This window comes from Sphingopyxis sp. CCNWLW2 (assembly GCF_037095755.1).
Lineage (GTDB): Bacteria > Pseudomonadota > Alphaproteobacteria > Sphingomonadales > Sphingomonadaceae > Sphingopyxis.
In genome coordinates this window covers 1,318,306-1,331,533 of record NZ_JBAWKJ010000001.1, presented here as the reverse complement: position 1 = coordinate 1,331,533, position 13,228 = coordinate 1,318,306, and the positions used below count along the sequence as shown (strand labels likewise).

Sequence of the window (13,228 nt, the reverse complement as noted above, 5' to 3'; positions counted from 1 at the left end):
AGCAAACTCCATTCGGACCCGGCTGTCGAAGCCGGCCCCCGCAAATTCAGGGACGTCTTGATGAGTAACGGCAGCGGCGCCGAAAAATTGAGGGGCGTCAGTTCAAAATATCGAACAAGCTCTGCCGGTTGATCTTCGCAAAGGCCGCCTGCGCCGCCTGCAGCGTCAGATCCTGGGCATTGAGCTGCGCGATCGCGACATCGAGGTCGGTGTCCTCGACCGACGATCGTTCGTCCTTGAGCGTGATCCCGCGCGCCGCGAGCCCGTCGGCGATGCGGTCGAGCCGCCCGCCCGCAAGGCCGATTTCGGCATGCTTATCGGCGGCATGGCTGATCGCGGTGTCGAGCGCCGTGATCGCCGTGCCCATCATCGCCTTGTCGCCCGCCGCAACCGCGGCGGCCGCATCGCGAATGCCGGTCGACAGGCTGTTTCCGCCGACGACGAAAACGTCGGCTGCCGACGGAACCGGGGCGAAGCTGACATCCGAATCAAAGCGCATCACGCGCGCGGTGCCGGTCGCGAACACGGGCTCGCCGTTCGAATCGCGTGTCGCGGCGAGCGCATCGAGCTCGTCGGCGATCGTGCCGAGTTCGGCGGCGATCGTCGCGCGGTCGGCGGGATTTGTCGTATCGCTTGCTGCCGAAAGCGTCAGCTCGCGCGCACGGATCATCAGGTTGCTGACCGATTTCATCACGCCATCGGCCTGCGACACCAGCGCGTCGGCCGCGTTCACATTGGCCGACCAGGCGGTCATGCTCGCCTGCGTCGTGCCGATCGTCGCGATCCGCCGCGCTGCGACGGGATCGTCGGACATGCGCAGCAGCTTCTTGCCGCCCGAAATCTGAATCTGCGTCCGCTCGAGCGCGTCGGCGAGTTTCTGTTGGCGCGCGATTTCGCGCGTCATGCGGTTGCCCACGGCGTTGATCATGGTCCTGACCCTTCCTTAGAGCGAGCTGAGCAATGTTTGCATGGTTTCGCGCGCGACCTGGATCGTGCGCGCGGCGGCCGAATAGGCTTGCTGGAAGCGCAGCAGTTCGGCGGCTTCGGTGTCGAGGTCGACCTGGCTGACGCCATCGCGCGCCGCGGCCGAGGCATCGGCGCGCGTCGCCGCGGCGGCGTCCTGCGCCCGCGCCGACGACACGGCCTGCGCCTGTGTCGCCAGATGGCCCGACCAGCGCGCTTCGGGATCGTTCGCTCCGCGCATCGCACCGAGCGCGAGCATATTGCCGTTGCTGCCCGACGCGTTCGCCGCCGCCACCTGATCGGGGGTCAGCGTCGCGGCGGTCAGCGTTGCCGCGCTGGTGCCGGTGAACAGCGGCTGCCCCGGATTGCCATTGGCGTCGGTGCCCGCCTGATGCGCGGCGTTGAGCTGGCTGGCGAACTGCGTCGCCATCGTGTCGAGCGACGCGCGCTGGTCGGCGACATGGTTCGCACCTTCGGCAAGGCCGGCAAGCGAGCCGGTCGAGATCGCGAGCGGCGAACCGCCGACGCTGTACGACAGGCGCCCGTCGGGTGCCGCAGTGACCGAAATCGGGTTCACCACGCCGCCGCCGACGAGCAGATCGCCCGATCCGGCCGCGCGCAGCGTCACCGCGCCATTATTGTCGAAGGTCGGGCTGACGCCCGCCTGCGACGACAATTTGTCGAGCAGCCGGTCGCGTTCGTCGAGCAGGCTCGCCTCGTTGGTCGAGCCCGGCCGCGCCTTGCGCAGTCCGATGTTGATCTGTTCGAGCGCATTCAGATTGCTGTTGAACTGGTCGACCGTGCTCGCGGCCGCGCCCTCGATCCCCTCGCCCATCTTGTCTAGCTGGTTCGCTGCGGTACGAAAGCCCGACGCGATATCGTCGACCGATTGCAGGAACTGCGCACGCAGCGTCCGGTTCGTCGGATCGGCGGTCAACTGGTCGGCGGTGGTATAAAGCTTGGTGAGCCCGGTCTTGATACCATTGGTTTCGTCGCTGAGCGCGCCTTCGACCTTGTCGAGCCAGGAGAGCTTCGTCGCCGAGCGTTCGGCGTCGCCCGAGGTGATGCGCGAATCCTCGATCAGCCACTGATCGACCGAGCGGTCGATGCCGCGAATGTCGACCCCGCCAGGATTGGTATTGCCGCGGTAAAAGATCGAATTGCCGCCACCGACGGCTTCCATCATTTCGAGCCGGCGCCGCGCATATCCGGGGGTCTGGGCGTTGGCGATATTGTCGCCGATCGTCGAGAGCGCACGCGAATAGGCCTTGAGCCCGCTATAGCCGATGCCGAGCAGGTCGCTCATTGCACGCCTCCCCCAGAGCGACCGGCGTGGCTCGCAAGCTGACCGCGAAACTGCCGCTCGACCATGTCGGCGATCCCGAACTGGCGCATCGCGGCGAGGCTGTCGGCGGTGCGCGCGTCGGCCATTTCGCGGAAATTGTCGGTCGCGCTCGACCCCAATATATCGTCGCCGAGCTTCGCCTGCCGCATCGACGCCATCAGCTGGCGCAGGATCACGGCTTCGAACGCCTCGGCCGCCTTGCGCAGCCCGCCATCGCCGCCGCCGGCAGCCGCGGGCGTCGGCGTGGCACCGATCGAAGAAATAGGGCTCGTCATATGATCACCAGTTCCGCAGTGAGCGCGCCGGCCTGGCTCAGCGCCTCGAGGATGGCGACAAGGTCGCCCGGGGGAACGCCCATGCGATTGATCGCATCGACGAGTTCGGAAAGCGAAGCGGTCGGCTTGACCAGCATCACCGGACGATAGTCCTGCTCGACACTGATCTCGCTCGACTCCTCGACCGCGGTCTGGCCGCGGCTGAACGGTGCGGGCTGCACGACCATCGGCGATTCCTTGATCGAGACGGTCAGCTTGCCCTGCGTCACCGCGGCGGTGCCGACGCGGACCGCGCCGTTGATCACGACGGTGCCGGTGCGGGCGTTGACGATGACCTTCGCGGGCGGCTCAGCACGCTGGACGCCCAGATTCTCGATCTGCGAGATCAGCCGGATGCGTTCGTCGCCGTTGCCGCCCGTGCGGATCGCAATGCTGGCGCCGTCGATCATCGATGCCGAGCCGGGCAGCGCGGCGTTGATCACATCGGTCACCCGCTTGGCATTGGTCGCATCGAACTGGTGGAGGTTGAAGGTCAGATAGCTCGACGTCGCAAAGCCGGTGTCGACCGCGCGTTCGACCGTCGCGCCGCCCGCGATGCGGCCGCTCGACGGCACATTGACCGTCAGCTTCGATCCGTCGGCGGCATCGACGCCGAGTCCGCCGATGACGAGATTGCCCTGCACCATCGCATAAATCTGTCCATCGGCGCCATAAAGCGGCGCGAGCACGAGCGTGCCGCCGCGCAGGCTTTTGGACTTGCCGATCGCCGACACGGTGACGTCGAGGCGCTGGCCGGGCTTGGCGAAGGGCGGCAATTCGGCGGTGATCATCACCGCCGCGGCATTCTTCAGCGCCGGATTGACCCCCGGCGGCAATGTCAGGCCAAAGCGCGACACCGCGCCCTTCATGCCCAGCGTCGAATAGTCGAGGCTGTCGTCGCCCGTGCCCGCAAGGCCGACGACAATGCCGTAGCCGGTGAGCTGGTTGGCGCGCAGGCCCTGGAACTGGCCCATGTCCTTGATGCGCTCGGCGTGCGCGGGCGCCGCAAAGGCGAAGCTCGCGAGCAGGAGCGCAAAAAGGGTGAACAGGGTCGGACGCTGGGTCACTTCAAATTCCTCTGTTAGAACGGGCTGATGATCGAGAAGAAGCGCTGCAGCCAGCCTTGCTGGCTCGCGCGGGCGATCTCGCCCTTGCCGACGTAGCGGATCTTGGCATCGGCGACGCGCGTCGACAGGATGCGGTTGTCGGGGCTGATGTCGATCGCGCGGATGATCCCCGAAATCTGGACGCGTTCGTCACCGCGGTTGAGCGTGAGCAGCTTTTCGCCGCGCACGAACATCGTCCCGTTCGGATACACGGCGGCGATCGTGACGCTGACTTCGCCCGACAGCGCGTTCGACTGCGACGCGTCGCCCTTGCCCTTGAACGCCTGGCTGCCGCCCATCGCGATATCGCTGGGGTTGAACAGCGACAGCGGGCCGGTGGTCGGCGGCGTCAGGCCGATATCGCCGTCGCGCTGCGTACCCGCGGCGTTGCTTTTGGTCGCGGCGGTGCGTTCGACGAGCTGGATCGTGACGATATCGCCGACGGCGCCTGCACGCCCGCCCGAGGTGAGCGCGACATAGCTGCCCTGAAAGATCGAGCCGTTCGCCGGCGGCGATGGCGGCGGCGGCGGCATCGAAACCGAAAAGGCGTCGGGCGGCAGCTTGTCCTTCGCGTGCGCCGCAAACGGCGCAACCACGAGGGCCAGCATCACCAGATTAGAGAGTCTGCGACGCATTTTTCATCATCTCGTCGGTGGCGGAGATCATCTTCGAATTGACCTCATAAGCGCGCTGCGTCTCGATCATGTCGACGAGTTCCTCGACGACATTGACGTTCGAGCCTTCGAGCATCCCGCCGCGCAGCGTGCCGCGGCCTTCCTCGCCCGCACCGCCGACGAGCGGCGCGCCCGAGGCCTGCGTCTCGACGAGCAAATTGCCGCCGATCGCCTGCAAGCCCGCCGGGTTGGCGAAGCGCGCGATCTCGATCCGCCCGAGTTCGAGCGCGGTGCCGTCGGCGCCGGTCGCCGACACGGTGCCGTCGAGCCCGATCGTCACATTGCTGGCATCTTCGGGAATCTGGATCGCTGGCGTCATCGGCTTGCCGTCCGAGGTCACGATCGTGCCGTCGGGTGAGCGACCGAAATTGCCCGCGCGGGTATAGCCGGTGCGCCCGTCGGGCATTTCGACCTGAAAATAGCCGGCGCCGTCGATCGCGACGTCGAGCCCGTTGCCCGTCGTCTGGAAGGTGCCTTGCGTATCCATGCGCGCGGTGCCGTTGAGCGCGACCCCGGTGCCGAGGTTGAGCCCGGTCGCATAGCGGTTTTCCGCCGTCGACGGCGCGCCCGCCTGCGTCATCATCTGATAGCTCAGCGTCTCGAAGCTCGCGCGGTCGCGCTTGAAGCCCGTGGTGTTGACGTTGGCGAGGTTGTTGGCGATCACCTGCATCCGGAAGCCCTGGGCATCCAGACCGGTCCGCGCGACGTGCAAGGCACCGATACTCATTTCATAATCTCCTTAACGGGGAAGCTGCATCAGATTGGCGGTCGCGCTGTCCATGTCGCGGACGTCGCCGATCATCTTCAATTGGGTGTCCCAGCTGCGGCTCGCCTCGATCATCTCGACGAGCGCGGCGGTGGCGGTGACGTTCGATCCTTCGATCGAGCGGGTCAGAAGCCGCGCTTCGGGATCGTCGGGCAGGATGCCCCCGCCCTTCACGCGAAACAGGCCGTCGAGCCCCTTGGCGATGTCCGACCCCGTCGGAGTCGCGAGCCGCAGCCGGTCGACCTCCTGCGGATTTTCGGGATCACCGCCCTGCGGCACGATCCACACACGGCCTTCCTGGTCGATCGTGATCGCGTCGGCGGGCGGGATCGTCACCGGACCCTGGCCGCCCTGAACGGGATTGCCGTCGCCGGTGGTGAGCAGCCCGCTTGGCGAAATCTGGAGATCGCCGCGCCGCGTATAGGCTTCTTCGCCATTTTTCGCCTGCACCACGAGCAGCGCATCGCCCTGCATCGCGATGTCGAGGTCGCGCCCCGTCTGGGTGACCGTGCCCGCCTTCATATCGGCGCCGAGCACTTCTTCGGACGCCATGGCGCGCGCGTCGAGCCCGCTGCCATCGAGCCACAGCGACTGCGCGCTCGCCATGTCAGCGCGGAAGCCCGGCGTCTGGGCGTTCGCCAGATTGTTGGCGATCGCCGTCTGCCGGGACATGCTGCCCCGCATCGCGGCAAGGCTGGTATAGATAAGGCGGTCCATCGATAGTCTCCCGGCAGGCGGCGGTCAGCAGCGCGTCAGCGCATGCCGATGATCGTCTGGGTCAGCTGCGACGCGCCCTCGATCGCCTTGGCATTCGCCTGGAAATTGCGCTGCGCCGCCATCAGCATCACCAGTTCCTCGGTGATATCGACGTTCGAACGTTCGAGCGCGCCCGAGCGGACCGCGCCCATCGGGCCATTGGTCGCGGCGTCGATCGTCGGCGGGCCGCTTTCGCCCGTCGACTGCCAGTGCGCGTCGCCCGTCGGGCGCAGACCCGACATCGTCGGGAAGGTCGCCATCGCGACCTTGCCGAGCTTCTGGTCTTCACCGTTCGCAAAGGTCGCGGTGACGAGGCCGTCGAGGCCGATCGTGACGTTGACGAGACCCGAGGCCGGGTCGCTCGGCGCACCCGTGGGCAGACGGAGGTCAAAGGCGCCGGCGAGCGTGTTGTTCGTGACATTGCCGTTCGCGTCGATCGGAAGAAGCTGCAGCTTCGCGCCCGTCGAATCGATGACATAGCGGTCGGGGGTGGGTTCGAACGAGCCGTTACGCGTATAGCTGATCGCCTCGCGCGGCGGCTCGCCCTTCACGATGAACATGCCTTCGCCGACGATCGCGAGGTCGAGCGTCTTTTCGCTCGCTTCGTACGACCCTTGCGTGAACTGCTGGGTGATGCCGTTGAGGCGCGTGCCCTGACCCGCGATCATCTTCGTCGATTGCGTCGGCGACGAGGCGAAGATATCGCCGAACTGCGCCTTGCTGCGCTTGAAGCCGATCGCGCCGGCGTTCGCGATATTGTTCGAGATGACCGACATGTCGGTCTGCGCGCCCTTGAGGCCCGAAAGCGAAGTATAGAATGACATGGACTAATCCTTCCTGAAAATGGGGAGCTTAGGTGGTGGGCGGCGTCGGCGTGGGTGCCGGTGTGGCCGCCTTGATGTCCTTGAGCAGCTGGGTCTGCGCGATGAGCTGCTCCGAAATCTTTGCGAGCACCGTGTTCGTCTCGCTGATCCCGGCGAGGCTCGAGAATTGCGCCATCTGCGCAACCATCTGCTGGTTATCGACCGGGTTAAACGGATCCTGCTGCGACAGCTGTGCGGTCATCAGGCGCATGAAGTCGCCCTGATCCATCTGCTTGCCGCCCTTGGGCTGGAACACCGGGTTGCTATTGTTGGTGATGCTGTTGACGCTCATTTTACTGTCCCATCCTGAGGGTTTCGTTGATCAGGCCCTTGGCGGTTTCGAGGACCTGGACATTGTTCTGATACTGGCGCGCGGTCTCGACCATCTCGACCAGTTCGGCGGCGCTATCGACCGCGGCTTCCCAGACGTTGCCGTCGGCATCGGCGAGCGGGTTCGACGGATCGTGGCGTTTCGACGGTGCCATTTTCGAGGTCGTGACCTGGTCGATCTGGACCGTCGCGCGGCCATGGTCGTCCATCACGGTGCGAAACACCGGCTTCAGCGAGCGGAAGGCGCCGGCCTCGCTGCCCGCGACCGTTCCCGCATTGGCGAGGTTCGACGCGGTGGTGTTGAGCCGGACGAGCTGCGCCGACATCGCGCGGCCGCTGATGTCGAAGACGGAGAAGTTGCCGTTCATCGTCATTCGCCCTTGAGCGCGCGCGACAGCGTGTTGATACGCCCGCTGAGGAACGACAGGCTCGAGCGATAGGCGAGCGCGTTTTCGGCGTAGGCGGTCTGCTCGGTCGCCATTTCGACGGTGTTGCCGTCGAGCGACGCCTGTACGGGGACGCGATAGCTGATCGCGCCCTCTATGGCATTGGCGGTCGAGCCGCCCTGCTGCGCCAGGTCGAGCGCCTTGGCGAAATCGAGGTCGCGCGCCTTGTAGCCCGGCGTCGCGGAGTTCGCGATGTTCGACGCGAGCATCATCATGCGCTGGCTGCGCAGCTGCAGCGCGGTGGCGTGCAGGCCAAAGAGTTTCTCGGATGCCATCATCACATTCCTTCGCTTGCCGCCATCCGGCGGCGGGGCCTTTCACCGGGATCCGGCCGGTTGGCACGGACGCGCGGAAAAACACCAAGGCATTATGCAATGGCCATGCCAAATGGCATTTATCAATATTTTTCAGTTATTTAATGCGATGCCATGATTGTGGCGCACTTGGCTCGTCAAAAATCCGACGATGCCGCGCGTAGCCGCGCGAAACCGCGCATCAAACCGCGACTGGCACGCTTCCTGCACTTTATCGGGCGACCATTTTGGACCGAAGGAGATGGACCGTGTCCCGTAACATTCTCACGCGCCTCGCCGCGTGCGCCGCCGCCCTTTCGCTCGCCGCCCCGATCGCGGCCGAGGCGCAGCAGGGCAATGAGGATTGGCAGACGATCGACGTGCTGACCGACATGGTCGCCAATGCCATGGGCCGCAACGCGACCCCGGTCGATCGCCGCATCAAGCTGGCGCGTTGCCCCGAACAAGCATCGGTCACCGCGCTCGACGCCCAGACGCTCGCGGTGCGCTGCGCCTCGCTCGGCTGGCGCCTGCGTGTGCCGATGACCGCCCCCGCCGGAGCATCGCCGGTCGCGGCCAGCTTCGCGCGCCCCGCGGCGAGCGCGCCCGTCATCCGCCGCGGCGACAATGTCCGCGTGACGATCGAAACCGACAGCTATTCGATCAGCTATGCCGCCGTCGCGACGCAGGACGGCCGCGTCGGCGAGACGATCGCCTTGCGCGGCAACGACGCCAAATCCACACTCAGCGCCACCGTCACCGGCCCGGGCCGCGCCCGCCTCGACGACTGATTTCGCCCTCGCTTACCCACCCACTGGGCCCGGGCTGTCGGCTTTCCGACGGCGCCGGGCCTTTCTTTTGTCTTTTTTTGCGGTGGGCGGCCTTAATCGCCGGGAACCGCGTCCGTTAAAGCCTTCGTGAACCGCGTCGTCACTTTTCTGACGGCACCGGATGGAGGCTTTTATGTCGGGTGACAGCAAGATCGGACCAGTCGGCGGCATCGGCCGTGCCGGCCCGCTGCGCAGGGTCGCCAACGAAGCGGCGACCGCGATGCGCGCGCCGGCGCAGCTCCAGCCGGCGCAGGACAATCTGCCGACCGCGCGGCTGACCCGCCTCGCGGGCAGCCTCGCCGATCAGGCGCCGCCGGTCGACATCGCGCGCGTCGCCTCGCTGCGCACCGCGATCGCCAATGGCAGCTATGGCGTGCATCCCGCGATCATCGCGAGCGCGATGCTCGATTTCCACAGCGGGGCCGAATGATGCTGGCAGAGATGGAAGAAATTGAATCGCGGCTTGAAACATTGGTCGGCGCGCTCGACGGGCATGACGCCGGCGCGATCATCGCGGCGACCGAAGAATTGGCAACCGCCGTGATCCTGTTTCGTGGTGCGAATATCCCCGCGGGCAGCGAACATCGCGCCCGCGTGCTGATCGGGAAGACGCTCGGCCAGCTCGAAGCCGCCGCGATGCGCGTCAACATCCTGAAGAACTGGACGCGTCAGAGGATTGACAAGAGCCACGAAATCCGTGGCACCCGTCCGCGCGGGGTGGCTTTAAGCTACTGATAACCACATAATTTCCAGCCGTTTCCACGAAATGGCACGATGATTGCTTTTGGTCTGCTGAACAAGCGGAACCAACAGCCATGAACGCAATCAACAATCCCCGGGGCTCGACCCGCATCGCCGCTCCCGTGATGGATGCGGTGCAGAATGCGTCGGCGCGTTCGGGGGTCGATTTCGATTATCTGTTCGACGTCGCGCGCGTCGAAAGCGGCTATAATCCGACCGCGAAAGCGCAGACCTCGTCGGCCCGCGGCCTGTACCAGTTCACCAAGCAGACCTGGCTCGCGACGCTCGATCGTCACGGCGCGAACCACGGCCTTGCCTGGGCCGCCGATGCGATCGGCCGCGACGCTTCGGGTCGGCTGACGGTCGCCGACCCCGCGCTCCGCCAGCAGATTCTCGACCTCCGCGACGACCCCACGGCCTCGTCGAACATGGCAGCCGCGCTGACCGGCGACAATCGCGACTATATCGAAAGCCGGATCGGCCGCAGCGCCGAGCCCGTCGACCTTTATCTCGCGCATTTCCTCGGGTCGGGTGGCGCCGCAAAATTCCTGACCGCGCTCGAAACCAACCCCGACCAGCCCGGCGCATCGATGATGCCCGAGGCGGCAGCGGCGAACCGGTCGGTCTTTTACGCCCCCGACGGCAGCATGCGCAGCCTCGCCGAGATCCGCGACCGCTTTCGCGTGAAGCTCGAGGACGGCGGCAAGATCGAAAATATGAAGCCCTTCGCCCCCTCGGGCTGGCACGCCGAGGCAAGCAGTTCGAGCGGCCTCGCGAACAATGGCGGCGGACGCCCGCCCCTACAGATGATGGATATCCAGCCTATGCCCAAAAAGCTCTCGATGGGCTTTGCCGCCGATGCCTATCGGCGGCTCGCGTCGCTTTCGGGAGGCGCGGCATGACCGGCGGCTTCAACCTCGCCAACATCGGCCGCATCGCCGGCGTATCGGCGCTGCCCGCGGGAATGCTGATCCTCGTCGGGCTGATGGTGATCCCCGTTTCGCCGCTGATCCTCGACATCAGTTTTGTCGCGAACATTATGATCAGCCTGCTCATCCTGATGGTCGCGCTGCAGGCGTCGAAACCGCTCGATTTCTCCGCCTTTCCGACCGTGTTGCTGCTCGCGACATTGTTCCGGCTCGCGCTCAACGTCGCCTCGACGCGCGTCGTGCTCGTCCACGGCCACGAAGGCACCGCGTCGGCGGGCCATGTGATCGAGGCGTTTGGCCAGGTGCTGATCGGCGGCGACTATGTCGTCGGCCTGTTCGTCTTTTTCGTGCTGATGATCATCAACCTGATCGTGATCACCAAGGGCGCGGGCCGCGTGTCCGAGGTGTCGGCGCGCTTCACCCTCGATGCCCTGCCCGGCAAGCAGATGGCGATCGACGCCGATCTCAACGCCGGGCTGCTCAGCCCCGAAGAAGCCAAGGCGCGCCGCGTCGAAGTCGCGACCGAAGCCGATTTCTACGGCTCGATGGACGGTGCGTCGAAATTCGTGAAGGGCGACGCCGTCGCCGGCCTGCTGATCCTGTTCGTGAACATCGTTGGCGGGCTCATCCTCGGCATCTTCAGCCATGGGCTGAGCTTCTCCGAAGCGGGCAGCACCTATGTCACGCTGGCGATCGGCGACGCGCTCGTTGCGCAGATCCCGGCGCTGCTGCTGTCGATCGCCGCCGCGGCGATCGTCACCCGCGTGTCCTCGCCCTTCGACCTCAGCGGCCAGATCGGCAGCCAGTTTTCCTCGCCCGCCATCTGGATGGCGGTCGGCGGTATTCTCTTCATCCTCGGGCTCGTTCCCGCGATGCCGCAGATGTTGATCCTGCCCGCCGCCGCGCTCTCCTTCGCTATCGGCTGGCAGCTGCGCCGCAGCGCCGCCGCGGTCGCCGACCTGCCCGAACCCGCCGCGCCCGCGCCCGACCCGTCGCATATCGAATGGGCCGACGTCAGCGACGCGAGCGCGTGCCAGCTCGAGATCGGCTATGCGCTCGTCACCCTCGTCGACGAACGCAAGGGCTCGCCGCTGATGACGCGCATCACGGGCATCCGCCGCCAATTGTCGAAGGAACTCGGCTTTGTCGTGCCGCCGGTGAAGGTCACCGACGACCTGTCGCTGCCCGGCAACGTCTATCGCATCTCGGTTGCCGGGGTGATCGTCGGCGAGGACGAGGTCTTCCCCAACGAAATGCTCGCGCTCGATTCGGGCGACCTTGTGACCAAGGTCGTCGGCCGCCCGTGCAAGGATCCGACCTTCGGCCTCGACGCGCTGTGGATTCCAAAGGCGATGCAGAATGACGCGATCGCCGCGGGCTATACCGTCGTCGATCCGGCGACCGTCGTCGCGACGCACCTCAACAACAGCATCGTCGGCGCCGCCGCCGAGCTGTTCGGCATCGACGACGCGCAGGCGCTGATCGACAATCTCAAGACGCATTATCCGCAGCTCGCGCAGAATCTGTCGCCCCAAGGCTATTCGCTGCCGCGCGTCGCGAGCCTGTGCAAATCCTTGCTCATCGAGCGCGTGCCGCTGCGCGATTTCCGCAAGATCGCCGAGGCGATGGTGGCGCTGTCGCCGCAGCAGCTGGGCGAGATCGACCTGATCGAAGCGGTGCGCCAGCGCATCGGCGCGCTGATCGTCCAGACGATCGTGCCGAGCCGGATGCCGCTGCCCGTCGTCACCTTCAGTCCCGAGGTCGAGGTGCTGCTCAACCAGGCGGTGCGCGCCAACCCCGCCGCCGAGTGGCCGTTCGAACATGGCATGGCGATGACGATCATCGAACAGGTCGGCCAGGCGGTCGAACCGCTGCTGCTTCAGACGCGCAGCTTCGCGCTCGTCGCCTCGCCGATCTGCCGCTCCGCCCTCTCGCGCCTTGTGCGCGCCACTTTCCCCGACGTCGCCGTCATCTCCTATCTCGAGATTCCGGCGACCAAGCAGACCGAAATCGTCGCGACGATCGGCGCCGAAGTGCCCCGCCTCGCGTCCGGGCCCGAAGCCCACATGGAGGACCAACCGCATGAGAATTGAGCCCGCCGAGCAATTTGCCGGGACCGTCGGCCGCGCGCCGCGCGCACGCGGCTACGGCGAAAGCGTCGAGGCGCTGGTCGAGGAATATTCGCCGCTGGTTCGCAAGATCGCGTGGCAGGTGTTTTCGCGCGTGTCGCGGACGAGCGAGCTCGACGATTTGATCCAGACCGGGCTGATCGCGCTGATCGAGGCGAGCCGAAATTATGAGGAGCGCGGGTTCGCCTTTGCCACCTATGCGACGACGCGCATCCGCGGCGCGATGATCGACCAGCTGCGCCGCGAGGCCGATGTCGGCCGCTCGGCGATGGTCGCGGCGAAGCGGATCCACGCGATGCGCAGCACGCTCGAACAGCAGTTGATGCGCGCGCCGACGACGGCCGAAATGGCGGTCGCGTTCGACATGTCGGCGGAGGATTATTTCGCGCTCGAACGCAATGCGACGCACGGCCGGTCGACCTCACTCGACGAGCTCACCGACATCGGCGCCTTCCTCGCGGCTGACGACGATACGGGCGCCGACGAGCGGTGCGAACAGGAGGATCTGATGGGCGCACTGCGCCAGTGCGTCGGCCGCCTGTCGCACCGCGAACAGATGGTGCTCCAGCTCTATTTCTTCGAAGAGCTCAACCTGCACGAAATCGGCCTGACCCTCGACGTCAGCGCCGCGCGCATCTGCCAGATCAAGCGCGAGGCGATGATCAAGGTCGATCGCATGATGAAGGAAATGACCGAATAGGGGGACCGGGTGCGGTGCGCGCGACCAGTCGGCCCCGCACCCG

Annotated in this window: 17 protein-coding genes; 6 read left to right on the top strand and 11 right to left on the bottom strand. The window is 66.0% G+C overall.

Annotated elements, in window-relative coordinates:
- Positions 1-97 precede the first annotated feature (97 nt).
- The 11 genes from V8J55_RS06285 to flgB are packed head-to-tail and all read right to left on the bottom strand — an operon-like array spanning position 98 to position 7,841.
- Entirely contained in the window at positions 98-928 is an 831-nt protein-coding gene (locus V8J55_RS06285) for a flagellin N-terminal helical domain-containing protein (RefSeq protein ID WP_336444805.1), read from the bottom strand.
- A gap of 15 nt (positions 929-943) precedes the next feature.
- Positions 944-2,269, bottom strand: a complete 1,326-nt coding sequence (gene flgK, locus V8J55_RS06280; RefSeq protein ID WP_336444804.1) for a flagellar hook-associated protein FlgK — start codon at positions 2,267-2,269, stop codon at positions 944-946.
- Entirely contained in the window at positions 2,266-2,583 is a 318-nt protein-coding gene (locus V8J55_RS06275) for a rod-binding protein (RefSeq protein WP_336444803.1), read from the bottom strand. Before V8J55_RS06275 ends, flgK begins: the two co-directional genes overlap by 4 nt.
- Positions 2,580-3,689 carry a flagellar basal body P-ring protein FlgI gene (locus V8J55_RS06270; RefSeq protein ID WP_137890161.1) on the bottom strand — a complete coding sequence of 370 codons (1,110 nt, stop codon included), beginning with the start codon at positions 3,687-3,689 and terminating at the stop codon, positions 2,580-2,582. Before V8J55_RS06270 ends, V8J55_RS06275 begins: the two co-directional genes overlap by 4 nt.
- 14 nt (positions 3,690-3,703) lie before the next feature.
- Complete coding sequence (locus V8J55_RS06265; RefSeq protein WP_336444802.1) at positions 3,704-4,363, bottom strand: flagellar basal body L-ring protein FlgH; 660 nt, start codon at positions 4,361-4,363, stop codon at positions 3,704-3,706.
- Entirely contained in the window at positions 4,344-5,129 is a 786-nt protein-coding gene (gene flgG / locus V8J55_RS06260; protein ID WP_336444801.1) for a flagellar basal-body rod protein FlgG, read from the bottom strand. Before flgG ends, V8J55_RS06265 begins: the two co-directional genes overlap by 20 nt.
- A 12-nt stretch (positions 5,130-5,141) precedes the next feature.
- Positions 5,142-5,885 carry a flagellar basal-body rod protein FlgF gene (gene flgF, locus V8J55_RS06255; RefSeq protein WP_336444800.1) on the bottom strand — a complete coding sequence of 248 codons (744 nt, stop codon included), beginning with the start codon at positions 5,883-5,885 and terminating at the stop codon, positions 5,142-5,144.
- 35 nt (positions 5,886-5,920) lie between these two features.
- Positions 5,921-6,748 (bottom strand): flagellar hook basal-body protein, encoded by an 828-nt coding sequence (locus V8J55_RS06250; RefSeq protein ID WP_336444799.1) that lies wholly within the window; start codon positions 6,746-6,748, stop codon positions 5,921-5,923.
- Positions 6,749-6,776: 28 nt separating this feature from the next.
- Complete coding sequence (locus V8J55_RS06245; RefSeq protein WP_336444798.1) at positions 6,777-7,079, bottom strand: flagellar hook assembly protein FlgD; 303 nt, start codon at positions 7,077-7,079, stop codon at positions 6,777-6,779.
- Position 7,080: 1 nt separating this feature from the next.
- The gene (gene flgC / locus V8J55_RS06240; protein ID WP_037512556.1) at positions 7,081-7,491 is read right to left on the bottom strand and encodes a flagellar basal body rod protein FlgC; all 411 of its coding nucleotides are present in this window, start codon (positions 7,489-7,491) and stop codon (positions 7,081-7,083) included.
- Complete coding sequence (gene flgB / locus V8J55_RS06235; RefSeq protein ID WP_336444797.1) at positions 7,488-7,841, bottom strand: flagellar basal body rod protein FlgB; 354 nt, start codon at positions 7,839-7,841, stop codon at positions 7,488-7,490. The genes flgC and flgB overlap by 4 nt, the downstream gene beginning before the upstream one ends.
- Positions 7,842-8,125: 284 nt before the next feature.
- Here flgB and V8J55_RS06230 point away from each other — a divergent pair, with 284 nt between their 5' ends.
- The 6 genes from V8J55_RS06230 to V8J55_RS06205 all read left to right on the top strand — a co-directional run bounded on the left by V8J55_RS06230 (position 8,126) and on the right by V8J55_RS06205 (position 13,185).
- The gene (locus tag V8J55_RS06230) at positions 8,126-8,647 is read left to right on the top strand and encodes a flagella basal body P-ring formation protein FlgA (protein ID WP_336444796.1); all 522 of its coding nucleotides are present in this window, start codon (positions 8,126-8,128) and stop codon (positions 8,645-8,647) included.
- 172 nt (positions 8,648-8,819) lie between these two features.
- The gene (gene flgM / locus V8J55_RS06225) at positions 8,820-9,116 is read left to right on the top strand and encodes a flagellar biosynthesis anti-sigma factor FlgM (RefSeq protein ID WP_336444795.1); all 297 of its coding nucleotides are present in this window, start codon (positions 8,820-8,822) and stop codon (positions 9,114-9,116) included.
- An 11-nt stretch (positions 9,117-9,127) separates the two neighbouring features.
- Positions 9,128-9,421, top strand: a complete 294-nt coding sequence (locus tag V8J55_RS06220) for a hypothetical protein (RefSeq protein WP_336444794.1) — start codon at positions 9,128-9,130, stop codon at positions 9,419-9,421.
- A gap of 80 nt (positions 9,422-9,501) precedes the next feature.
- Positions 9,502-10,329, top strand: coding sequence for a transglycosylase SLT domain-containing protein (locus tag V8J55_RS06215; protein ID WP_336444793.1), 828 nt, complete (start codon positions 9,502-9,504; stop codon positions 10,327-10,329).
- A complete protein-coding gene (gene flhA / locus V8J55_RS06210; protein WP_336444792.1) occupies positions 10,326-12,449 on the top strand; it encodes a flagellar biosynthesis protein FlhA in 2,124 nt (707 codons plus the stop codon). The genes V8J55_RS06215 and flhA overlap by 4 nt, the downstream gene beginning before the upstream one ends.
- Entirely contained in the window at positions 12,439-13,185 is a 747-nt protein-coding gene (locus V8J55_RS06205) for a sigma-70 family RNA polymerase sigma factor (RefSeq protein ID WP_336444791.1), read from the top strand. The genes flhA and V8J55_RS06205 overlap by 11 nt, the downstream gene beginning before the upstream one ends.
- The last annotated feature ends 43 nt before the right edge of the window (positions 13,186-13,228 follow it).

Excerpts from the sequence above, each read along its gene's own strand:
- flgB (WP_336444797.1), bottom strand. The coding sequence starts at position 7,841 with ATGATGGCATCCGAGAAACTCTTTGGCCTGCACGCCACCGCGCTGCAG.
- V8J55_RS06245 (WP_336444798.1), bottom strand. The coding sequence starts at position 7,079 with ATGAGCGTCAACAGCATCACCAACAATAGCAACCCGGTGTTCCAGCCC.
- flgF (WP_336444800.1), bottom strand. The coding sequence starts at position 5,885 with ATGGACCGCCTTATCTATACCAGCCTTGCCGCGATGCGGGGCAGCATG.
- flgM (WP_336444795.1), top strand. The coding sequence starts at position 8,820 with ATGTCGGGTGACAGCAAGATCGGACCAGTCGGCGGCATCGGCCGTGCC.
- V8J55_RS06275 (WP_336444803.1), bottom strand. The coding sequence starts at position 2,583 with ATGACGAGCCCTATTTCTTCGATCGGTGCCACGCCGACGCCCGCGGCT.
- V8J55_RS06250 (WP_336444799.1), bottom strand. The coding sequence starts at position 6,748 with ATGTCATTCTATACTTCGCTTTCGGGCCTCAAGGGCGCGCAGACCGAC.
- V8J55_RS06205 (WP_336444791.1), top strand. The coding sequence starts at position 12,439 with ATGAGAATTGAGCCCGCCGAGCAATTTGCCGGGACCGTCGGCCGCGCG.
- flhA (WP_336444792.1), top strand. The coding sequence starts at position 10,326 with ATGACCGGCGGCTTCAACCTCGCCAACATCGGCCGCATCGCCGGCGTA.
- flgC (WP_037512556.1), bottom strand. The coding sequence starts at position 7,491 with ATGACGATGAACGGCAACTTCTCCGTCTTCGACATCAGCGGCCGCGCG.
- V8J55_RS06215 (WP_336444793.1), top strand. The coding sequence starts at position 9,502 with ATGAACGCAATCAACAATCCCCGGGGCTCGACCCGCATCGCCGCTCCC.
- V8J55_RS06285 (WP_336444805.1), bottom strand. The coding sequence starts at position 928 with ATGATCAACGCCGTGGGCAACCGCATGACGCGCGAAATCGCGCGCCAA.
- V8J55_RS06220 (WP_336444794.1), top strand. The coding sequence starts at position 9,128 with ATGGAAGAAATTGAATCGCGGCTTGAAACATTGGTCGGCGCGCTCGAC.
- flgG (WP_336444801.1), bottom strand. The coding sequence starts at position 5,129 with ATGAGTATCGGTGCCTTGCACGTCGCGCGGACCGGTCTGGATGCCCAG.
- flgK (WP_336444804.1), bottom strand. The coding sequence starts at position 2,269 with ATGAGCGACCTGCTCGGCATCGGCTATAGCGGGCTCAAGGCCTATTCG.
- V8J55_RS06265 (WP_336444802.1), bottom strand. The coding sequence starts at position 4,363 with ATGCGTCGCAGACTCTCTAATCTGGTGATGCTGGCCCTCGTGGTTGCG.